17 protein-coding genes are annotated in these 20,935 nt (G+C 73.1%); 4 read left to right on the top strand and 13 right to left on the bottom strand.

The features are described 5' to 3' along the window. The first annotated feature begins 19 nt into the window (after positions 1-19). Positions 20-265, top strand: a complete 246-nt coding sequence (locus tag AC07DU_RS10960) for a DUF397 domain-containing protein (RefSeq protein ID WP_030708695.1) — start codon at positions 20-22, stop codon at positions 263-265. An 82-nt stretch (positions 266-347) separates the two neighbouring features. Here AC07DU_RS10960 and AC07DU_RS10955 read toward each other — a convergent pair whose 3' ends face one another. From AC07DU_RS10955 to eccB, 4 genes are all read right to left on the bottom strand, one after another. Beyond that, entirely contained in the window at positions 348-656 is a 309-nt protein-coding gene (locus AC07DU_RS10955) for a WXG100 family type VII secretion target (RefSeq protein WP_479030606.1), read from the bottom strand. 43 nt (positions 657-699) lie between these two features. Next, positions 700-1,041 carry a hypothetical protein gene (locus tag AC07DU_RS10950; RefSeq protein ID WP_453286827.1) on the bottom strand — a complete coding sequence of 114 codons (342 nt, stop codon included), beginning with the start codon at positions 1,039-1,041 and terminating at the stop codon, positions 700-702. A 213-nt stretch (positions 1,042-1,254) separates the two neighbouring features. Then, positions 1,255-2,523 carry a type VII secretion-associated serine protease mycosin gene (gene mycP / locus AC07DU_RS10945; RefSeq protein WP_479110725.1) on the bottom strand — a complete coding sequence of 423 codons (1,269 nt, stop codon included), beginning with the start codon at positions 2,521-2,523 and terminating at the stop codon, positions 1,255-1,257. An 11-nt stretch (positions 2,524-2,534) separates the two neighbouring features. Beyond that, entirely contained in the window at positions 2,535-4,112 is a 1,578-nt protein-coding gene (gene eccB, locus AC07DU_RS10940; RefSeq protein WP_360901854.1) for a type VII secretion protein EccB, read from the bottom strand. 238 nt (positions 4,113-4,350) lie between these two features. On the opposite strand from eccB, the gene eccE reads away from it, so the two are divergent. The 3 genes from eccE to AC07DU_RS10925 all read left to right on the top strand — a co-directional run bounded on the left by eccE (position 4,351) and on the right by AC07DU_RS10925 (position 8,767). Further along, positions 4,351-5,625 (top strand): type VII secretion protein EccE, encoded by a 1,275-nt coding sequence (eccE, locus tag AC07DU_RS10935; protein ID WP_360901857.1) that lies wholly within the window; start codon positions 4,351-4,353, stop codon positions 5,623-5,625. Beyond that, entirely contained in the window at positions 5,622-6,320 is a 699-nt protein-coding gene (locus tag AC07DU_RS10930; protein WP_360901860.1) for a hypothetical protein, read from the top strand. Before eccE ends, AC07DU_RS10930 begins: the two co-directional genes overlap by 4 nt. Before the next feature lie 107 nt (positions 6,321-6,427). After that, positions 6,428-8,767, top strand: a complete 2,340-nt coding sequence (locus AC07DU_RS10925) for an SCO5717 family growth-regulating ATPase (protein ID WP_479110723.1) — start codon at positions 6,428-6,430, stop codon at positions 8,765-8,767. Positions 8,768-8,829: 62 nt separating this feature from the next. Here AC07DU_RS10925 and AC07DU_RS10920 read toward each other — a convergent pair whose 3' ends face one another. From AC07DU_RS10920 to rimP, 9 genes are all read right to left on the bottom strand, one after another. After that, the gene (locus tag AC07DU_RS10920) at positions 8,830-9,786 is read right to left on the bottom strand and encodes a bifunctional riboflavin kinase/FAD synthetase (RefSeq protein ID WP_360901866.1); all 957 of its coding nucleotides are present in this window, start codon (positions 9,784-9,786) and stop codon (positions 8,830-8,832) included. Positions 9,787-9,913: 127 nt separating this feature from the next. Then, complete coding sequence (locus tag AC07DU_RS10915; protein WP_479110720.1) at positions 9,914-13,456, bottom strand: serine protease; 3,543 nt, start codon at positions 13,454-13,456, stop codon at positions 9,914-9,916. A 274-nt stretch (positions 13,457-13,730) separates the two neighbouring features. Next, positions 13,731-14,639 (bottom strand): tRNA pseudouridine(55) synthase TruB, encoded by a 909-nt coding sequence (gene truB / locus AC07DU_RS10910; RefSeq protein ID WP_360901872.1) that lies wholly within the window; start codon positions 14,637-14,639, stop codon positions 13,731-13,733. Further along, a complete protein-coding gene (rbfA, locus tag AC07DU_RS10905) occupies positions 14,636-15,088 on the bottom strand; it encodes a 30S ribosome-binding factor RbfA (protein ID WP_360901875.1) in 453 nt (150 codons plus the stop codon). The genes truB and rbfA overlap by 4 nt, the downstream gene beginning before the upstream one ends. A 28-nt stretch (positions 15,089-15,116) precedes the next feature. Next, on the bottom strand, positions 15,117-15,410 hold the full coding sequence (locus AC07DU_RS10900) for a DUF503 domain-containing protein (RefSeq protein WP_030651158.1): 294 nt from the start codon (positions 15,408-15,410) through the stop codon (positions 15,117-15,119). Positions 15,411-15,595: 185 nt separating this feature from the next. Further along, complete coding sequence (infB, locus tag AC07DU_RS10895; RefSeq protein WP_453371941.1) at positions 15,596-18,727, bottom strand: translation initiation factor IF-2; 3,132 nt, start codon at positions 18,725-18,727, stop codon at positions 15,596-15,598. 148 nt (positions 18,728-18,875) lie between these two features. Next, the gene (locus tag AC07DU_RS10890; RefSeq protein ID WP_360901881.1) at positions 18,876-19,163 is read right to left on the bottom strand and encodes a YlxR family protein; all 288 of its coding nucleotides are present in this window, start codon (positions 19,161-19,163) and stop codon (positions 18,876-18,878) included. Positions 19,164-19,309: 146 nt separating this feature from the next. Beyond that, positions 19,310-20,320 carry a transcription termination factor NusA gene (gene nusA, locus AC07DU_RS10885; protein WP_360901884.1) on the bottom strand — a complete coding sequence of 337 codons (1,011 nt, stop codon included), beginning with the start codon at positions 20,318-20,320 and terminating at the stop codon, positions 19,310-19,312. Between the two features lie 2 nt (positions 20,321-20,322). After that, on the bottom strand, positions 20,323-20,820 hold the full coding sequence (rimP, locus tag AC07DU_RS10880) for a ribosome maturation factor RimP (RefSeq protein ID WP_479110718.1): 498 nt from the start codon (positions 20,818-20,820) through the stop codon (positions 20,323-20,325). Positions 20,821-20,935 lie beyond the last annotated feature (115 nt).

Below are 20,935 nucleotides of genomic sequence, written 5' to 3'. Positions count from 1 at the left end.
ACCGAGGGAAAGGCCTCCCATGGGCACTCAGCAGGAGAAGGACGAGCTCTACGCGCTCGACATCAGCGGCGTGGAGTGGGAGGGCCCGCCCGGGACCAGCCCGGACGAGGAGCGGGTCGAGATCGCCCGGCTTCCCGAGGGGGCGGTGGCCATGCGGTCGTCGCTGGACCGGGACACGGTGCTGCGCTACACGGCCGCCGAGTGGGAGGCCTTCGTACTCGGGGCCAGGGACGGCGAGTTCGACCTCGACCGGCACCGTCCCTGACGGGTCCGCCGACAACGCCGAAGGGGCGCGCCCGGTGTGGGCGCGCCCCTTCGGCGTGTACGGACGTGCGTACCGACCGGGCTCAGAAAGCCTCGGTGAACAGGGCCGAGGCCTTCTTGTCGGTGGCGCGGTAGTCGTCCTTGCCGCGCTCGATCAGCTGGGCGACCTTCTCCAGCGTCATCTTCATGTGGTCGGCCTTGCCCTTGTACTTGGCCTGCAGCTGGACGTACTGGCCGTGCGCCTCACCGTCCCAGGTGTCCGTGACGGCCTTCACCGCCTGCTCCATCGCATCCAGGTCGTCGATGATGTTCTTGGAGACCTGGCGGATGCGGTTGGCCATCTGCTGGACGTTGTCGTACCGGACCTTAGTGTGGCCGTCGTCGGCAGCCATGTGCTTCTCCTCGCGCTGGGTGGGTTACGGAAAACGGCGTGGATCAGATGCCGTTGAGGCCGGAGCTGTTGCCACCGGCACTCGCCTGAACCGCCTTGAACGCCGCGCGTACCTCGTCGTCCTGGGCGTTGCTCAGGTTCTTGGTCTGGGACACCGCGTTGTGCAGGACGCGGAGCAGGCGGCGGATCTCGTCGTGGTCCTCGTTCACCACCGTCTGGGCGGAGACGAACCCCGAGGCACCGACACCGGTCCAGCCGGCGCTCACGGTGGCGAGGATGTCGGCCAGCTCGCGTGCCTGCCTGCTGACGGCGCTGGCCGTCTCCTCGATCTTGATCTTCGCCTGGTTGACCGGATTGTCTGCAAGTCCGAAGGTGTTCGTGCTCATCCGAAGCTCCTCACTTCTCAATTCGCCGGCGGAACCGGCGGATTGCGTGGCGGAGCGGACATGGCCCGGCGCGGCTTTGAACCACACGCCCCGGCGTCCCCCTCCGCCTCACGCGATCCCCCGATCACACTCGTGAAGCCTGTTGCCACTCTAGCCAGTTCATCGCACAGGCCCAACACCGATAGGCCGCTTCCGTTGATGAACTGTGACCGTTCACTGCAAACGGCGTCGGCGGCTGCGCGCCTCCCGCACGACCGTCGCGGTCCCCGCGATGACGGCGATGAGGACGGCGCCGATGCCAAGAGCGTACGTGCCGTACCGCTCCTCGCGCTCCTGCGCCGTCTCGGTGAGCTGCAGCGGCGCCGCCTGAGGGGCGGCCGCCGGCGGCGGGCCCGGGTCCGGGACCGGGGCCTTGGGGGCCTCCTGGTCCTGGCTCAGCGCGCGCACCGGGTCGACGACGCCCCAACCGACGTAGTCGTCGCGGCCCTTGACCGAACGTTCGGCGGTGTTCTGGATCTGCCAGACGATCTGCTGCACCGACCAGTCCCCGTGCTCGGCCCGCAGCAGGGCGGCGACCCCGGCCACGTACGGGGCGGAGAAGCTGGTGCCGTTGTCGATGCACTGGCCGAAGCCGGGGACGGTGGAGACCATGTCGACGCCGGGCGCCGCGACGCCGATGAAGTCGCCGGGCTGGGAGAACGCGGCACGCTCGTTGTTGCGGTCCGAGGAACCCACCGCGAGCACTCCGGGGAAGGCCGCCGGGTAGGTCTTGCGCTTCTGGCCGCTCATGCCGTCGTTGCCCGCCGAGGCCACCACCACGACGTTGGCGGCGATGGCCTTCTGGACCGACTTGCCGAGCTCGGAGTCCGCGGACATCGGTACGTCGGTGTCCTGGGAGATGTTGATCACTTGGGCGCCCTTGGCCACCGCGTGGTCGATCGCCTGGCTCAGGGACAGGGCGTTGCCCTTGCCCTGCCCGTCGTTCTGCCGGATGGGGATGATCACCGCGTCCGGGGCCAGGCCGACGAAGCCGGTGCCCTCCTGGGGGCGGGCCGCGATCAATCCGGCGACCTTGGTGCCGTGGCCGATGGTGTCGGTCGTGCCGTCGCCGCCCTTGGGGTCGACGAGGTCCTTGCCGGCGCCGGTGTCGATGGCCCCGCTGAGCTGCGGGTTCGCCCGGTCCACGCCGGTGTCGATGACCGCGACCCGGATGGCGTGGCCGTTCTTGTCCTTGCCCTTGGTCTGGGCCCAGAGCTCGTCGAGGAGAAGCCGCTGCAGGGCCCAGGGGCGGTCCGCGATCTGCTTCTTCATCGGGAACGTGCACTCCCCCGCCCCGTCCAGGCCGAAGGCGTACGGGGGCTGCGGCGCCGCCCCGGAGACCGCGCCGGCCGCGCCGGTGGCGCCGCAGAGCAGGGGCAGGGCGAGGGCGGCGGCGAGGAGGGCGCGACGGGGCTTGAAGCGGGGCTTGCGGTACTGGGGCATCGGTTACTTCCTCACGAACCCTGGGGCTGGCGAGCCGAGTTGGTGTCCAGGCGCGGCCCCTTGGAGAGGAACTCCGACCAGGCGATCGGCACCAGGGCCGGGGTGACGCTTCCGTAGCCGAGCCGGACCTGCGCCTGGCTGGGCTCGGGGCGGCCGTCGGAGCCCCCCTTCTGCTGGTCCGGTGCGCCGATCTTCGACTGCTCGGCGTCGCTGTCGCCGTTGGCCTGGACGGCGTACCGCAGGCCGGTGTCGGTGACCAGGAACAGGGAGCCGCCGGCCGTGGTCTGCTTGCCCTGGACCTGGGTGTAGAGCAGACCCGAGCCCGGGGTGACGTACGCGCTGGTGCCGCTGGCGGTGATGTCGATGGGGAAGCCGGTGCCGGCCCACGTGCTCAGCGTCTGTCCGCCCTGGCCGTCGACCGAGCGCAGGACGTTGCAGACGGTGTCGCGGTGGTGGGCGCCGGTCGCCTGCCCGCCGGCGGCGGGCGCCGTCTGGTTGACCCGGTCGGTCTTCTTCTGGGGCCACTTGACCTCGCCGGCGAACGGGGTGGCCTCCGGGTTGATCGACTGGAGGTCGATCTCGCGGGGCTTGCCGTGCATGTTGAGGCCGTCGGTCGCGGGCGCCGAGATCAGCAGCCAGGCGACGAAGTCGGAGACGGGGGCGACCTTTCCGGGCAGGACCACGTAGTGCTGCGCCCCGGATCCGGTCTGGGCCTTGAGCACCATGCCGACCTTGTTGTCGGCGGTGATCAGGCCCTTGACGTTGGCGGGTTCGGCGGCCTTGCCGGGCAGCTGCGGGAAGGCGAGGTCTTCGCCGGAGTTGAGGGTCCCCAGCCATTCCGGGGTGACCTGCTGCGGGGTGGCGCCGGTGCCGACCAGGGCGTTGGTCATCGTCGCGGCGGCCGGTGTGCCCTCCGGGAACTTGTACTTCGTCCCCGCCGCGTCGATCAGGTAGCGCTCCTTGCCCGCGCCGGTGCTCTGCACGTACAGCGACTGGGTGTCGGTGAGCCTGCGGGCGTCGTCCGTCAGGGACGCCTCGCGGTCGGCGAGGACGAAGGTGGCGCTCTGCACGCCGCTGCCGTTGCCGCCCGGCTGCTGGCACACGGCCCAGCGCTTGGCCTTGCCGGCCTCGTCCTTGGAGGGGAGCCGGTCGGGGGCGTACGGGATGCCGATGATGGGTCCGCGCGGCGGCTTGCCCGCGTCGAGGACCTTGTCGTCGACCTGGATCACCTTGAACTTCGCCGGGTCCAGCAGGAGTCGGGCGGAGGCCAGGTTCAGCACCGGGTGCAGGCGGGTCTGGTCCTTGCCGTTGACCTTGGTGGTGAGGACCACGTACCGGGTCGTCGAGTCCTTGCCGACGATCACCTTGGTCCCCGGCTCCGCCCAGCCCTTGGGCGCCGTCGGCTTGAACATGCCCCAGGCGCCGAATCCGGCGAGCACGAGCGCACCGACGATCATCCCCGGGAGGACGGCGCGCAGGGGGCGGGGCGCACCCTCCTCGGTCCCCGTGGCGGATGGCTGGAGGAACGCGGCCACCGTGCGCCGCTTCGCAAAGGTGTACGCGTTGAGCTCATCACGTCGTGATGCCATGACCGCCTGCTTCTCCCCGCACGGCCCGGCCGGTGAACACGGTCCCAGGGCCTCGTTTGTCGGACCGGGCACCTACTATGCCTCTTGACGGACGGTATGCAGGGGCCGGGTAGGGTGAGCTCGCCGCTCAGCACCTTCCGGACCGGGGTAATCAGGGCTTGTTGGGGTGGATTGGGGAGGTTCCGGAGTCCGCCGGAACTCATGGGGTCTGGCCCCGGGAAGGGGAAGTGCGGGAGTGATGGCCACCGCGACGGAGCCGCAGACTGGCGCGCCCGCACCCGCACGCGGCGGGGTGACGCCTCATCCGAAGTCGAGCCCCGGCCGCTTCGGTCCATTCCGACTGCAACAGCTCGTACTGCTGCAAGTGGCCGCGGCCGCCCTGCTGGTGGCCTGGGTGGTCGAGCCGCTGCTGCTGGCTCCCGCCGGCGTACTGGCGCTCGTCCTGGTGGTGCTCGCGGTCGTACGCCGCCACCAGCGCTCCCTGCCGGAGTGGATCGGCAGCGCGCTCGCCCTGCGTGCGCGCCGGCGCCGGGCCGCGTCCCTCGCCGTGCCCGCGGGCACGGAGCCGGGGCTGGCCCCGCTGGTCGAGGCCGATCCGGCGCTGCGCACGCTCACCTTCAGCGACCGCGACCGGCGGCCCGTCGGGATGATCGGTGACGGGACCTTCCTGACCGCGGTCGTGCAGGTCGACACGGACGCCACCGCGCTGCGGCCCGACCGGGCGGCGCGGCCGCTGCCGCTGGGCCTCGTACGGGACATCCTCGAAGTGGACGGCATCCGGCTGGAGTCGGCGCAGCTGGTGCAGCACACCCAGCCGGCGCCGGCCCCGCACCTTCCGGCCCAGTCGATGGCCGCCCGCAACTACGCGCCGCTGCAGGCCCGGACCGGTTCCCCGGCGGTGCGGCTGACCTGGATCGCACTGAAGCTGGACCCGGAACTGTGCCCCGAGGCCGTCACCGCGCGCGGTGGCGGGCTGGCGGGCGCGCAGCGGTGCCTGGTGCGCGCCGCGGACCAGTTGGCGAGCCGGCTGGCCGGCGCCGGGTTCAAGGCGACCGTGCTGACCGAGCAGGAGCTGACGGCGGCCCTGGCCACGTCCTCGTGCGCGAACCCGATGGCGATCACCCAGGCGGGACGGTCGGCCAGTACGGGACGGCGTACCGAGGAGACCTCGCGGACCTGGCGGTGCGACGACCGGCGGCACACGACGTACTGGATCGGCCGCTGGCCGCAGCTGGGCGGCTCGGGGGCGGCGGCCCTGCCGCAGTTCGTGGCCCTGCTGACCTCGCTGCCCGCGCTCGCGACGAACTTCAGCCTGACGATGGCCCCGGCGGAGCGACAGGGCGTCACCCTGACCGGACACGTACGGGTGACGGGGCGCAGCGACGAGGAACTGGTGGCGGCGCGCCGCGAGTTGGAGAGGACGGCCCGGGGCGTGAAGACCGGACTGGTCCGGCTCGACCGTGAACAGGTACCGGGGCTGCTGGCTTCGCTGCCGCTGGGAGGGACGCGATGAGGGGCGGTTTCGGGCTGATCGGCCCGCAGCGCGAGCGGCACGTGGTGCCCGCGGTGGACCTGGACGCGCTGGCGCTGCCCGTGGGTGACGACGGGGTCGTCATCGGCGTGGACGCCGAAGGACGGCCGGCGGTGCTGGGCATCAACCGGCCGACGCCGTACGAGGTCACGCTGATCGGCGGCCTGTGGACCGCGCAGGTGCTGGCGCTGCGCGCGGCGGCCACGGGCGCCCGGGTGGCCGTGGAGACCGGGCGCGGACAGGTGTGGGCCGGGCTGGCCCAGGCAGCGGGCGGCGGGCAGCAGTGCGTGACCCTGCACGAGGTGGGCCGGATCCCGCCGCAGGGCGCGTCGGCGGGCAGCCCGGTGCTGGTGATCCGCGACTGCGGCATGCGTCCGCCGCGCGGGCGCGTGGTGGCCGGGCCGTGGCAGTCGGTGCTGACCCTGCTGCCGTATCTGAGCCCGACGGCCCCGCGGCTGCTCCAGCAGTCCTCGCTGGTGGGCGTGCAGCGGGTGTCCCCGGACGAGGCGGGGCAGATCGGGCAGCTGATGCGGCTGCCGCGCCAGGCCGTGGAGGCCCTGCCGACGCTGGGCGACGGCGTGACGCTGTGGTGCACGCCGCGGGACCGGCAGTTCGTGATGACCCAGGGGACGGAAGCGGAATCGGGCTTGCTGGGTCCGGCGCGCCGCATCGACTGACCGCCGCCCCCCGAGGGGGGCGGACAGTGGTGTCGGGGCGCGATTAGGGTGGGTCCGGGCGCGGCGAGGTGGGCGCCGGACCAGTGTGCGACAGACCAGGAGGACCAGTGAGCGGCGATCGGAACGAGAGGCGCGGCGGGACGTGGGACGTCCCGACGGACGATCAGTCCGACGCGGAGCCCGAGCTGACGGGCGAGTTCACCATCGACTACACCCCGCCCGCCTGGTACACGCAGGGCTCGGCCCCGGCCGCGCAGGTCCCCGGGCTCCCCGAGGGCAGCGGCTTCGAGCCGCACCGCCCCACGGACTTGGACTCGCCGTCGACGATGCGGATCGCTCCGTCGGCGCCGCGGACCCCGTCCGAGGGCGAGGGCGCGCCGTCCGCGTTCCCCGCTCCGGCGCCGTCCGCGTTCCCGGCCCCCGCTCCGGCCCCCGCGCCGTTCCCGACTCCGGCTCCGGCCGAGGCGGGCGCACCGGACCGGGCACCGACGCCGCTTCCGTACTCCGCTCCGGTTCAGGCTCCGGCTCCAGCTCCGTTCCCGGCTCCGCCGGCCGAGCCGGTGGCGGCTCCGGTCGAGCCTGCGGCTCCCGCTCCTGCGTTCGAGACCCCGGCCCCTGACCCTGCTCCCGCCCCGGCCCCTGACTCTGACTCTGCCCCTGCCCCTGCCCCGATCGAGGACGCGCCGCCGGTGCCCGCGCTCGAAGCACCGGCGCCGGTCACCGCGTCCCCCGCTCCGGTCGAGGACGCGCCACCGTACGCGGCTTCCGCCCCGGCCGAGGACGCGCCCGTGGCCGACGCCCCGGCGGCCCCTCCGGCCCCTCCCGCGCCGTTCGCGGACCTGGCGCCCTCCCCCGCCGCCGAACCCGTCGCCGACGCGGCCGTCCCCGCGCCGGAGGCCTCGCCCGAGCGCTGGGCCGGTCCTGCGGACACCCCCGCCGACGGCACCCCGCTGCTGCCCCCCGCCGAGCAGGCATCGGCGCCGGTCAGCCCCGCGGACGTACCCCAGCCCCGCGCGGAGAACGCGTTCGGGGGGCCCGTCGGCGAACTGCCGCCGCTGCCGCCCGCGTTCGCGGCTCAGGACGCCTACCCGTTCCCCCCGCCGGCTCCCGCCCCGCCGCAGCACCAGCACCCCCAGCCGCCGCAGCAGCAGCCGTATCCCCAGCCCCAGCAGCAGCCGTACGGCCAGCCCCAGGGCCAGCCGCCGTACCAGCAGCCCCAGCCGCCGCAGCCGCACGACCCGCGTTACTCGGCCGGCCAGACCACCGGCGGCGCGCCGCTCGGCTACACCGCCGCCGTCGAGCTGTCCTCCGACCGCCTGCTGCGCAACAAGCAGAAGCCCAAGAACAACAACGGCGGCGGCGGCCTCTTCCGCTTCGGCGGCAAGGCGGCCGAAGCGGAACGCCAGCGCAAGCTGGAGCTCATCCGCACGCCGGTCATGTCCTGCTACCGCATCGCCGTCATCTCCCTCAAGGGCGGTGTCGGCAAGACCACGACCACCACCGCCCTCGGCGCCACCCTCGCCACCGAGCGCCAGGACAAGATCCTGGCCATCGACGCGAACCCCGACGCCGGCACCCTCGGTCGCCGCGTCCGCCGTGAGACTGGTGCCACGATCCGGGACCTGGTCCAGGCGATCCCTTACCTGCACTCGTACATGGACATCCGCCGGTTCACGTCCCAGGCGCCCTCCGGTCTGGAGATCATCGCCAACGACGTGGACCCGGCCGTCTCGACGACGTTCAACGACGAGGACTACCGCCGCGTCATCGAGACGCTGGGCCGCCAGTACCCGATCATCCTCACCGACTCGGGCACCGGCCTCCTCTACTCCGCCATGCGCGGCGTCCTGGACCTGGCCGACCAGCTGATCATCATCTCGACCCCGTCCGTCGACGGCGCCAGCAGCGCCAGCACCACCCTCGACTGGCTCTCCGCGCACGGATACGCCGACCTCGTCTCCCGCTCCCTCACGGTCATCTCGGGAGTCCGCGAGACCAGCAAGATGATCAAGATCGAGGACATCGTGCAGCATTTCGAGACCCGCTGCCGCGGTGTCGTCGTCGTGCCGTTCGACGAACACCTCGCCGCGGGCGCGGAGGTCGACCTCGACATGATGCGGCCCAAGACGCGCGAGGCGTACTTCAACCTGTCCGCGCTCGTCGCCGAGGACTTCGTCCGGGCCCAGCAGCAGGCCCCGCAGGGCCACTGGGGTGCTCAGCAGCAGCAGCCCCAGCCGTATCCCCAGCAGCAGCCGCCGCCGTACGGCCAGCCCCAGGGCCAGCCGCCGTACCAGCAGCCGCCGCAGGCCCCGCAACCGCAGCAGCCGCCGCCGCAGCCCTACGGCCAGCCGTACCCGCAGCCCGGCCAGCCCTGGCAGCAGCCCCCGGCCCCCCAGCAACCGCAGAACCCACAGCAACAGCCCCCGCGCGACCCGCGCCTCGGCTGAACGAGTGAGGGCCCGTACCACCGGTACGGGCCCTCACTCGTTCTCGCGCTCGTGCGCCGCCGTCAGCGGTGCGCGTCGTACGCGTCCGTCAGCACCCGCGCCCGCTTCACGTCGTCCGCGATGGCCTCCAGCAGCCCGTCCAGCGACTCGAACTTCGCCATCCCCCGCACGTAGGCGAGGAAGTCGACGGCCACGTGCTTCCCGTACAGGTCCAGCCCGATCCGGTCGATCGCGTACGCCTCCACGGTCCGCTCGGTGGCGTCGAACTGCACGTTCGTCCCCACCGAGATCGCCGCGGGCATCCGCTCGCCGTCGGCCGTCAGCCAGCCCGCGTAGACCCCGTCCGCCGGGATCGCGGTGTGCGGCGGGGTCTCGACGTTCGCCGTCGGGTAGCCGAGCTCGCGCCCGCGCTGCGCACCGCGCACCACCACGCCCTCGACCCGGTGCGGACGCCCCAGGACCTCGGCCGCGCCCTCCATGTCGCCCTCGGAGACCAGCTTGCGCGCGAGCGTCGAGGAGAACGGCACGCCGCCGCCCGCCGCGCCCCGCTCGACCAGGTCCACCACGTCGACCTCGTAGTCGTACGTGCCGCCCAGCTCGCGCAGGAAGTCGACGTTCCCCGCCGCCCGGTGGCCGAAGCGGAAGTTCGGACCCTCGATGACGGCCCGCGCGTGCAGCTTGTCGACGAGCACCTTGACGATGAAGTCGGCCGGGGAGAGCTTCGAGAACTCCGCGGTGAACGGCAGGATCAGCAGCGCGTCCACACCGAGCCCGGCCATGAGTTCGGCGCGCCGGTCGTACGGCGCCAGGATCGGCGGGTGACTGCCCGGGCGGACGACCTCGCTGGGGTGGGGGCTGAAGGTGACGACGACGGACGGGAGGCCGAGCGCGCGCGCCTTGGCCACGGCCCGTCCGATGATCAGCTGGTGCCCGCGGTGCACACCGTCGTAGGAGCCGATGGTGACGACGCTGCGTCCCCAGTCCTGGGGGATGTCCTCCAAGCCACGCCAGCGCTGCACTGTGACCGCTCCTCGCCCGAACCCGTTTAGTCCTTGAACTGATTGCCGATTGCAGGTCTAAGACTGCCATGCCGGTGCCCGGTGCCCCGCATCGGCGTCCGGGATCATCAGGTCAGGTCGGGGATCGTCAGGTGACGTCCGGGGCCGCCCTGCCGAGGGTCTCCACCGTCCGCCGGGCGCCGGGTCCCAGCAGGGCCCCCGCCTCGGCACCCGCCTGCGCCAGCCAGCCGGCCACCAGCGCGCCGAAGGCCGGTTCCGCCCGGGCCAGCTCCACCGTCCGCCGTTCGAACACCGCCGCCCCGCCCGGGGCCCGGCCCAGCTGTCGCCCGGTCGCCCGCAGCAGCTCCCGCGTGCGCTCCTGCGGGCGCCCGGCGGTCCCCGCGGCGAGTGCGCCGAGGAAGGCGTCTAGCACCTGCGGATCGGCCTCCTCGCGCAGCAGTACGCCGGCGAGCTCGCTCCGCAGCGCGTACGAGGGCTCCGTGCCCGGGGCGGCCAGTACGGCGGCCAGCGCGGCCCTGACCCCGGCCGGGGCGGTCCGCAGCAGGTCCAGGACCAGCGGGCGCAGCACGGGGGCCGCGGCCGTTCCCTGTTCGAGCCGCAGCTCCACGAAGGCGGCGGCGTGCGGAGCGTCGGCCGGACACCGCGCCAGGTGCTCCCGTACGAGGTCACCCGCGCGCCGGGCCAGCCCCGGCGTGGTCAGCGCCGCCAGGGCGCGCACCACCTCCCCGTCGGCCCGGGCCCGCAGGGCGGCGAACACCGCGTCCGGGTCCGGCAGTACGGGCAGCGCCGCGACCAGCGCCGCCGCGGGCAGCCGGGCACCGTGCTCGGGGGCGCGGAAGCAGGCCAGGGCGTCGGGCAGGTAGCGGCCGCGCGCCTGCGGGTCGCGGAGCAGGATCGCCAGGGCGCTGCCGTGCAGGGTCGCGTCGGCGGGGCGGGCCAGCAGCGCCCGGGCGGCGGCGCGCAGCAGGTCGCGGTCGGCGGGGGTGCGCACGTGCGGGGCGGTGGCGATTCCGTGGGCCGCGGCCACGACCCGCCGCCCGGGGCGTTCGTCGTGCGCCCAGCGGTGCACGGCCCGGCACATCGCGGCGGGCTCGTCCTCGGCGAGTGCGGCGAGCAGCTCGTCGGCGCACGGGTGCGCGGCGCCGACGAGCGCCTCGGTGAGGCCGTCGACGGCGGGGCGGCGGTGGGTGTGCAGCAGGGCCTGGGCCGCGGTGGCGACGGTGGCCCCGGGGCGGCCGCGCAGTCGGCGCCCGTCGGTGAACCAGGCGCAGAGCAGCGGCTGCACGCGTTGCGGATCCCGGGCGAGGCGGCGGGCCGCGGCGTCGAGGTAGCGCTCGCCCGGGACCGCCTCGGCGGGATCGGCGGGCAGCAGGCGGCGCAGCAGGTCGAGCCGGTCGGGCTCGGGCAGGCGCAGCCGGTTCCAGAACCAGCCTCCGAACGCGCCGGGGCCGGCCCGGGCCACGTGCTCGGCGAGGGCGTGCAGGACGGGGAGGTGGCGGCGGGCGTCGGGGACGCGCAGCAGGGTCTCGCGCAGCAGCCGGGCGGCCCACCAGGTGCGGTCGGGGTCGGCCGGTTCTTCGGCGAACCGGTTCAGGGCATGGACCAGCGCGGTGAGTTCGGCGTGCAGGCGGTCCGGGGAGAGCCGGCACAGGGCCTCCAGGACGGGTCCGATCCGGTGCCGGGGGACGGGCAGGCCCGGGTCGGCGGGACCGTGGACGAGGGAGGCGAGGGCCGTCGGGACGTCCAGGTGGCCGGCCTGGATCCAGTCGGACAGTTCCTCGTGGGCGAAGCGGTAGCCGGGGCCCGCGGGCACCAGCAGCCCCTCGGTGAGCACGGCCGGAGCCCAGCCGGTGCGCCGGGGGAACAGCTCCTCGAAGGAGGCCCGGTCCAACTGCCCCTGCCCGGCGCCCAGACAGCGCCGCGCGGCCTCGTGCACGCTGCCGGCCACGCGCGCGGCGAGCCGCCTCACTCCCGGGCCGTGCACCGCGCCGGTCGCGGCGGCGATGCGGACGGCGACCCGCAGGGCGGTCAGGTCCAGGTGGGCGGCGAAGACCTCGTCGCGGCCGGGGCGTCCGGCGGTGACCCCGGCGGCCCGGATCCCGGCGAGCAGGCGCAAGGTGAGCGGATGCCGGGCGTCGGCCTCCCGGACGGCGCCTTCGGGGATCCCGAGACGGGCCCGGACGGTCGCGGCCTCGGCCGGTGTCAGGTCGCCGACCGCGAGGGCGGCCGGCAGCCGCCGGGCGGGGCGGGCCGGGCTGTGCAGAGCCTCGGGCGGATAGAGGGCGCCGGCCCGTTCCCAGTACTCGGGCCGGGCGGCGGCGACCAGCCGGACGCCGGTCCGGGCCAGCCACCCCGCGGTGGCCGCACTCCAGGGCGCGAGCCGGTGCGCGAGCTCGGGCGGCATCTCCTCCGGCGCGTCGAGCACCACGACCAGCACCCGCCCCGCCCCCGCGACCAGCCCCGCGACCCGCTCTCCGATCCCGCCGAACGCCCCGACACAGCCCGCGCCGGGAACCGCGGGTCGCTCTGCGGCGGGCACGGCGGGTACGGCAGGCACGGCAGACACGGCAGACACGGCAGACACGGCTCCCGAGCGTGCTTCGGCCGTGGCGTACGGCCCGTCCGGCAGGTGGGGGCCGGGGGCGTGCCCGGGCGGGGGCGGGTCGGTGGGGGCGCCCGCCGGGGGTACGGGGCCGGGGGCCCGGACGGTGCGGCCCGCCGTCGTCAGCGCCCGCGTCACCGCGTCGGCCAGGGAGGTGTCCGCCCGGTGCAGGTCCGCGCCCCGCAGCCACAGGGTCGGCGCCGGCCGGGGCCCCCGCGCGCGGCGGGCGGCCAGGGCGGCGAGGGCCGTGGTGCGGCCGGTGCCCGGGTGTCCGGCCAGGCCGAGGACCAGGCGGTCCCCCGCCGTGAAGGCGTCCAGATCTGCGTCGAGGTCGGGGCGCTCCACCGGAGCCGGCGCGGACCCGGGAGCGCCCGGCGGGCAGGCCGCCGCGACGGTGAGCGCGGTCAGTTCCAGCGCCCCGGCGAGGTTCAGGTCGGCCCCGTGGGCCGGTACGGTCGCGGCATTGCGCTCCAGCAGCGCGGCCAGGGGCCCGCGCGGATCGGCTCCGGCGGCCGCGCGCAGCGCCACCGCGAAGCCTCCGGAGCGGTGCTCCGCCCGCAGGGCGGTGTTCAGGACCGCGAGCACCGCTCCGGTCCCGGCGTCCAGGACCGGGCCGCCGCAGGCCTCCCCGCCCAGCAGCAGCGCGTCCCGCCCGTCCGTCCCGATCGCCAGCTCCACGGCCGCCCCCCGGGGCACCGCGTGGCACCGGTCCGTCGCGGGGTACGCGACCTGGACGTCCCCGCCCCCCAGCACCCGCGCTTGGCGCCATCCCCGCGCGGGCAGCCGTACGTACGTCCCGGGATCGATCATCCGGCGCGCGGACACGGGCAGCGGCCGCACCCCGAGCCCGTCGGTCCGTACGAGCGCCAGCGCCAGCCCCGGCAGCGCGGTCACGTCCGCCGCCTCGGCCAGCCAGGTCCGCCCGGCCGGTCCCGGCCCGTGGAGCACGACCCGGGTCAGCCCGTCGACGGCCTCGTGGCTGGTGACGACCGTTCCCCGGTCGTCGGCGACGAATCCGCTGCCGCGCGCTCGCCCGGCCTGATCGCAGATCCTGACGAGCTCCGCCATGGCCGCACCACCACTCCCCGCAGCACTCCCCCGTAACACCCGTGTTCACGAGGGTAGGGAGACGGTAGGCCGGTGAAGATCAGCACGAAAAGCACGCGAGGCGAAAGCGCCCCCTTACGCTCCCTCCATTCACTCCGAGCGCCTGCTCGGACGGGTGAATACGGGGCTCCGGGTGGATAGAGACCTACCCGAGGGGGGTCGTGGAGCGGTGAACGGCAGACCATGGGCGCTCACCGCTCCACGTCGACGAAGCCGACGGAGGCGTCCGTCACATTCAGACGAAGACCGCGAGGGACTTCGCCTTGCCGCCCTTGCTCTCGACGAGCCCGAGCAGCTGGCCCTGCGGCCCGAAGACCGCGACCGTGCGGCCGGCCTCGTACTCCTGCGGCATCTCGATCCGCACGCCGTTGGCGAGCAGCGAGGCCCGCCGGGCGTCCAGGTCCCAGCGCGGGAAGGCGGCCGCAGCCGCCTCGCCGATCGGCATGACGGTCAGCTCTTCCTGGAGCTGGTCCAGCGTCCGCGCCCGGTCGAGCTTGTAGGGGCCCACCCGGGTGCGCCGCAGCGCCGTGAGGTGGCCGCCGACACCGAGGTCGGCGCCCAGGTCACGGGCGAGGGCGCGGATGTACGTACCGCTGGAGCAGACGACGGAGACGACGAGGTCGACGACCTTGGTGCCGTCCGGGGCCTCCGCCTCCCGCATGTCGTACACCTGGAAAGACGAGACGGTCACCGGCCGGGCCGGGATCTCGAAGTCCTCGCCGTCCCGCGCGCGCTTGTAGGAGCGCACGCCCTTGATCTTGATGGCGCTGACCTTGGACGGGACCTGCATGATCTCGCCGGTCAGCTTGGCGACGCCCGCGTCCACGGCCTCCCGGGTGACCCCGCCGGCGTCGATGGAGGAGGTGATCTCGCCCTCGGCGTCGTCCGTCAGGGTGTTCTGGCCCAGGCGGATCGTGCCGAGGTACTCCTTCTCCGTGAGCGCGAGGTGGCCGAGGAGCTTGGTGGCCTTCTCGACGCCCAGCACGAGCACGCCCGTCGCCATCGGGTCGAGCGTGCCTGCGTGGCCGACGCGGCGGGTCTTGGCGATCCCGCGCATCTTGGCGACCACGTCGTGCGAAGTGAAACCGGACGGCTTGTCGACGATGACCAGGCCGTCCGGAGTCTTCCCTGCGTTGGTGCTCATTCCGCGGCTGCGTCCTCGTCGTCCTCGTCGCCCGGCTTCTTGTACGGGTCGGCGTCGCCGGCGTACTGGGCTCCGGAGGAGACCTCGCGCACCTGGGCGTCGGAGGTGCGCGCCTTCTCGAGGAGGTCCTCGATGGTCTTGGCGTTCTCCGGGAGGGCGTCCGCGATGAAGGTCAGGGTGGGCGTGAACTTGGTGCCCGCCGCCCGGCCCACCGCGGAACGGAGTACGCCCTTGGCGCTCTCCAGGCCCGCAGCCGCGCTGGCCCGGTCCTCGTCGTCCCCGTAGACCGTGTAGAAGACCGTGGCCTCCCGCAGGTCGCCGGTGACCCGGGTGTCCGTGATGGTCACGTGCGTACCGAGGCGGGGGTCCTTGACACCACGCTGCAGCTTCTCGGCCACCACCTCCCGGATGAGGTCCGCCAGCTTCTTCGCCCGCGCATTGTCGGCCACTGGTCCGTCTCCTTCTTATGTCTTGCTATCAGTCTTCATCACCGTGGAGGCGCCGTCGTACGGACAGCAGCTCCACTTCCGGACGGGCCGCGACCAGCCGCTCGCAGCGGTCGAGTACGTCCGAGAGGAACCCCGCGTCCCCACTCACCAGGGCGACCCCTATACGGGCCCTGCGGTGCAGGTCCTGGTCGCCCACTTCAGCCGCGCTCACGGAGAACTTGCGTTGGAGCTCGGCGACGATGGGCCGGACGACGGAGCGTTTCTCCTTCAGCGAGTGGACGTCGCCGAGGAGCAGGTCGAAGGACAGAGTCCCCACGTACATGCAGTTCCGGATATCCCGCCGGTGCGGGTTCGGTGGCCTGCCGGACCGTCGCCCGGCAGGATCACCCGGCGCTCGTGCGGCCGGGTCACCAGAACCGTACACGCAACGGCCGGGGCCGATCGACGGATATTCCGCCGACCGGCCCCGGTGTTACGAGTTACGACACGGTGCGAACCGCCTCGCGCTTACGCGCGGGGCTTCTCGCGCATCTCGTACGTCGCGATGACGTCGTCGATCTTGATGTCGTTGAAGGAACCGAGGTTGATACCACCCTCGAAGCCCTCGCGGATCTCGGTGACGTCGTCCTTGAAGCGGCGCAGACCGGAGATGGTGAGGTTCTCGGCGATGACCTTGCCATCGCGGATGAGACGCGCCTTGGTGTTGCGCTTGACCTCGCCGGACCGGATGAGGACACCGGCGATGTTGCCCAGCTTGGACGAGCGGAAGATCTCGCGGACCTCCGCCGTACCGAGCTCGACCTCTTCGTACTCCGGCTTGAGGAGACCCTTCAGGGCCGCCTCGATCTCCTCGATGGCCTGGTAGATCACCGAGTAGTAGCGGACGTCGACGCCCTCGCGGTCCGCCATCTGCGCGGCACGGCCGGCCGCACGGACGTTGTAACCGATGACGATGGCGTCGGAGCCCATCGCCAGCGAGATGTCGGACTCGGTGACCGCACCCACACCGCGGTGCAGGACGCGGATGTCGACCTCTTCACCGACGTCGAGCTGGAGCAGCGAGGACTCGAGAGCCTCGACCGCACCGGACGCGTCGCCCTTGATGATGAGGTTGAGTTCCTGGACGAGACCGGCCTTGAGGACCGAGTCGAGGTCTTCCAGGGACACCCGGCGGACACGCTTGGCGAAGTTGGCGTTGCGCTCACGCGCAGCACGCTTCTCGGCGATCTGACGGGCCGTACGGTCCTCGTCGACGACGAGGAAGTTGTCGCCGGCGCCGGGGACGTTGGTGAGACCCAGGACCAGGACGGGGGTCGACGGACCCGCTTCCTCGACGTTGTTGCCCTTGTCGTCGAGCATGGCGCGCACACGGCCGTAGGCGTCGCCCACGACCATCGTGTCGCCGACGCGGAGGGTACCGCGCTGGACGAGGACGGTGGCGACGGCACCGCGGCCGCGGTCGAGGTGGGACTCGATCGCAATACCCTGAGCGTCCTGCTCCGGGTTGGCGCGCAGGTCGAGCGAGGCGTCGGCGGTGAGGACGACGGCCTCCAGCAGGGAGTCGATGTGCAGACCCTGCTTGGCGGAGATGTCGACGAACATCGTGTCGCCGCCGTACTCCTCGGCGACCAGACCGAACTCGGTGAGCTGACCGCGCACCTTGACCGGGTCGGCACCCTCGACGTCGATCTTGTTGACCGCGACGACGATCGGGACGCCGGCGGCCTTGGCGTGGTTGAGCGCCTCGATCGTCTGCGGCATGACGCCGTCGTTGGCCGCGACCACGAGGATCGCGATGTCGGTCGACTTGGCACCACGGGCACGCATGGCGGTGAACGCCTCGTGACCCGGGGTGTCGATGAAGGTGATGCGACGCTCTTCGTCGTTGACCTCGGTGGAGACCTGGTACGCACCGATGTGCTGCGTGATGCCGCCGGCCTCGCCCGCAACGACGTTCGTCTTGCGGATGGCGTCGAGCAGTCGGGTCTTACCGTGGTCGACGTGACCCATGACGGTCACGACCGGCGGACGCGGCATGAGGTATTCCTCGCCGCCCTCGTCCTCGCCGAACTCGATGTCGAAGCCCTCGAGGAGCTCGCGGTCCTCTTCCTCCGGGCTGACGATCTGGACGACGTAGTTCATCTCGCCGGCCAGCATTTCGAGCGTCTCGTCGGAGACGGACTGCGTGGCAGTGACCATCTCGCCGAGGTTCATCATCACGGCGACGAGCGACGCCGGGTTGGCGTTGATCTTCTCCGCGAAGTCGGTGAGGGAGGCACCGCGCGACAGGCGCACGGTCTCGCCGCCACCGCGCGGCAGCATCACGCCGCCGACGGACGGGGCCTGCATGGCCTCGTACTCCTGGCGCCTCTGACGCTTGGACTTGCGACCACGACGGGCCGGACCACCGGGACGGCCGAAGGCGCCCTGCGTGCCACCACGGGCACCGGGACCACCGGGACGGCCACCGAAGCCGGGACGACCGCCGCCACCGGCACCAGCCGGACCGCCGCCGAAGCCACCGCCACCGGGACGCGGGCCGCCGAAGCCGCCACCGCCGCCGGGACGCGAGCCCGGACCGGCCGGACGGCCTGCGAAGCCGCCGCCCGCGGGACGACCGGCGCCGCCGCCGGGACGGGCACCGCCCGCACCGGGACCACGGCCACCGGGGCCGCCACCGGGACGGGGACCGGGACCACCGGCAGCGGGACGCTGCGGCATCATGCCCGGGTTCGGACGGTTACCACCGGGAGCACCACCCGGACGCGGGGCGCCGCCCTGCGGACGGGGCATGCCGCCGGGGGTCGGACGACCGGCGCCGGCACCCTGCGGACGCGGAGCGCCGCCGGGGCCGCCCTGCGGGCGGGGAGCACCCTGGCCGCCACCGGCGCCGGGGGCACCGGGACGGGGAGCGCCGGCCGGACGGGGCGCCTGCGGGCGCGCCATGCCGGTGGAGCCACCAGAGGTGAAGGGGTTGTTGCCCGGGCGGGGACCCGCCGGACGGGCACCCTGGGGACGCGGAGCCTGAGCGCCGGGGGCGCCGGCGGGGCGCTGCCCCTGGGGAGCGGTGCCGGCCGGGCGCGGGGCTCCGGGACGGGCGCCGGCCTGGCCACCCTGGCCCTGCGCCGGACGCTGCTGCGCCGGACGGGGACCGGGAGCCGCGGCGGCGGGACGCTCGGTGCGCGCCGGGGCGGCCGGGGCCGCCGGCGGCGCGGAGAACTCGGTCGCCACGGGAGCCGCCGGAGCGGGCTTCGGGGCGGCCGGAGCCTTCGGGCCGGGACGCGGGCCGGAGGCGGCCGGAGTCACCGGGGCGGGCGCTGCGGCGGCCGGAGCCTCCGCGACGACCGGCTTGGGGGCCGGTGCGCCGGGCTTCGGCGCAGCGGGACGTGCAGTCGCACCCGGGGTGGGCGCCCCGGGCTTGGCGGGGGCAGCCTTGCGGGGCGCACCCGGCTTCGCAGCGGACTTGCCGGCGTTGCCGCCGGGCCCCTGCAGTGCGTCGGTCAACTTGCGCACAACCGGCGCCTCGATCGTCGAGGACGCCGAACGGACGAACTCACCGAGTTCCTGGAGCTTGGCCATGACGACCTTGCTCTCAACTCCGAACTCCTTGGCGAGTTCATATACCCGGACCTTAGCCACTTCGCTCCTTTTAGGTCCGGGTTACGCCGGACCGTTGCTACTTCATGGGCGTACTCATCGCGTACTCATCGAGTGCTCATCGCAATCTCGACCTACTTCCAACTCGCGAGGTACCTGACCGCACGGGGCATCCGTGCCGTTCTCTGTCTTACGGTGTCGCCCCGGCCGCAACGGCCAGGGCTTTGCGCAGTTCCGCCGTATCGAGCGCTCCGGCGGACCGGAGGGCCCGGGGAAACGCGCGCCGGCGGACCGCCTGGTCGAGGCAGACCACGGCGGGGTGCACGTAGGCACCCCGGCCGGGCAGCGTACCGCGTGGATCGGGGACGCATTCGTCCCCGATCGCCACGATGCGCAGCAAATCGCTCTTGGCCGCTCGCTCCCGACACCCCACACAGGTGCGTTCGGGGCATGCGCGGGCTTGCGTCCGGCCAGACACGCCTAAGTCTACCTCCCCGCACCGACCTCTCTCCCGACAAACGGCGGGAGAGAAATCGAACGGCTGTTGTGTTGTCCTGATCCACCACCGCCGGAGCGGTGGCCGTGCACCTGTCTACCGTCCGGGTAGCCCCGGCCGGTACCGGTTTATTCCCCGCCCCGGTCCCGGTCCGCGTCCGGGGACGCCTCGGTGTCGGGTCGGATGTCGATGCGCCAGCCGGTGAGCCGCGCGGCGAGGCGGGCGTTCTGGCCCTCCTTGCCGATGGCCAGCGACAGCTGGTAGTCGGGGACGGTCACCCGGGCGGAGCGGGTGTCCCAGTCGACGACGTCGACCGCGCTCACCCGGGCGGGTGACAGCGCGTTCGCGACCATCTCCGCCGGGTCGTCCGACCAGTCGACGATGTCGATCTTCTCACCGTGCAGTTCGGCCATCACGTTGCGCACGCGGCTGCCCATCGGGCCGATGCAGGCGCCCTTCGGGTTGAGGCCCGAGCGGGTGGACCGTACGGCGATCTTGGTGCGGTGACCGGCCTCACGGGCGATCGCCGAGATCTCGACGCTGCCGTCGGCGATCTCCGGGACCTCCAGCGCGAAGAGCTTCTTCACCAGGTTGGGGTGCGTGCGCGACAGGGTCACGGACGGACCGCGGACACCCTTCGCCACGCGCACGACGTACGCCTTCAGGCGCAGGCCGTGCGTGTACTCCTCACCGGGGACCTGCTCCTGCACCGGCAGGATGGCCTCCAGCTTGCCGATGTCGACGAGGACGTTCTTCGGGTCCTTGCCCTGCTGGACGACGCCGGTGATGACGTCACCCTCCCGGCCGGCGAACTCGCCGAAGGTCAGGTCGTCCTCGGCGTCGCGCAGACGCTGCAGGATCACCTGCTTGGCGGTCGTCGCGGCGATCCGGCCGAAGTCCGACGGGGTGTCGTCGAACTCCTTGGGCTCCTGCCCCTCTTCGAGGTCCCTCGGGTCTTCCGTCGCCCACACGACCACGTGACCGTTGGTGCGGTCCAGCACGACGCGAGCGCGGCGGAAGCTCCCCTCGGTCCGGTGGTACGCGATGAGGAGGGCCGACTCGATCGCTTCGACGAGCAGGTCGAAGGAGATCTCCTTCTCCCGGACCAGACCCCGCAGGGCACTCATGTCGATGTCCACGGCTACGCCTCCTCTTCCTTCTTGTCCTTGCGGTTGAACTCGATCTCGACACGCGCCTTGGCGATGTCGGTGAAAGCAATGCGGCGGGCGGTGGCCTTGCGGCCCTTCACGCCCGGAACTTCGAGGTCCAGTCCCTCGTCGTCGGCGTCGAGGATGCGGGCGATGACTTCCCCGCCCTCCGCCAGCTGGAACTTCACGAGACGGCCGATGGCCCGTACGTAGTGACGGTGCTCGGTCAGCGGGCGGTCGGCGCCCGGCGAGCTCACTTCGAGGACGTACTCGCCCTCGCCCATCACATCGGTTTCGTCGAGCTTGTCGGAGACCTCGCGACTCAGCTCCGCACACGCGTCCAGTTCCACGCCCTCGTCGGAGTCCACGATGATCCGCAGCATCCGGCGCTTGCCCGCCCGCGACATCTCGATCTCTTCGAGGTCCAGGCCCTTGGCGGCGACGAGAGGCTCCAGCAGTCCGCGCAGCCTGTCGCTCTGGGTCGTGCTCATCCGGGTGACTCCTCGGCCGCGTGTGCTGTTGTGGTTTCCGTCGTGTGTCAGGTCAAAGGGTATCCGGTGTCGGAGGGTGTTGCCGTCCGCGCTGTGGACGGGGGCCCCGGGTACC

This window comes from Streptomyces sp. NPDC045695, from assembly GCF_056432025.1.
The sequence above is the reverse complement of the archived record's forward strand: the minus strand, read 5'-3'. Positions and strand labels throughout refer to the sequence as shown.

Excerpts from the sequence above, each read along its gene's own strand:
- AC07DU_RS10960 (WP_030708695.1), top strand. The coding sequence starts at position 20 with ATGGGCACTCAGCAGGAGAAGGACGAGCTCTACGCGCTCGACATCAGC.
- AC07DU_RS10955 (WP_479030606.1), bottom strand. The coding sequence starts at position 656 with ATGGCTGCCGACGACGGCCACACTAAGGTCCGGTACGACAACGTCCAG.
- AC07DU_RS10950 (WP_453286827.1), bottom strand. The coding sequence starts at position 1,041 with ATGAGCACGAACACCTTCGGACTTGCAGACAATCCGGTCAACCAGGCG.
- mycP (WP_479110725.1), bottom strand. The coding sequence starts at position 2,523 with ATGCCCCAGTACCGCAAGCCCCGCTTCAAGCCCCGTCGCGCCCTCCTC.
- eccB (WP_360901854.1), bottom strand. The coding sequence starts at position 4,112 with ATGGCATCACGACGTGATGAGCTCAACGCGTACACCTTTGCGAAGCGG.
- eccE (WP_360901857.1), top strand. The coding sequence starts at position 4,351 with ATGGCCACCGCGACGGAGCCGCAGACTGGCGCGCCCGCACCCGCACGC.
- AC07DU_RS10930 (WP_360901860.1), top strand. The coding sequence starts at position 5,622 with ATGAGGGGCGGTTTCGGGCTGATCGGCCCGCAGCGCGAGCGGCACGTG.
- AC07DU_RS10915 (WP_479110720.1), bottom strand. The coding sequence starts at position 13,456 with ATGGCGGAGCTCGTCAGGATCTGCGATCAGGCCGGGCGAGCGCGCGGC.
- truB (WP_360901872.1), bottom strand. The coding sequence starts at position 14,639 with ATGAGCACCAACGCAGGGAAGACTCCGGACGGCCTGGTCATCGTCGAC.
- AC07DU_RS10900 (WP_030651158.1), bottom strand. The coding sequence starts at position 15,410 with ATGTACGTGGGGACTCTGTCCTTCGACCTGCTCCTCGGCGACGTCCAC.
- rimP (WP_479110718.1), bottom strand. The coding sequence starts at position 20,820 with ATGAGCACGACCCAGAGCGACAGGCTGCGCGGACTGCTGGAGCCTCTC.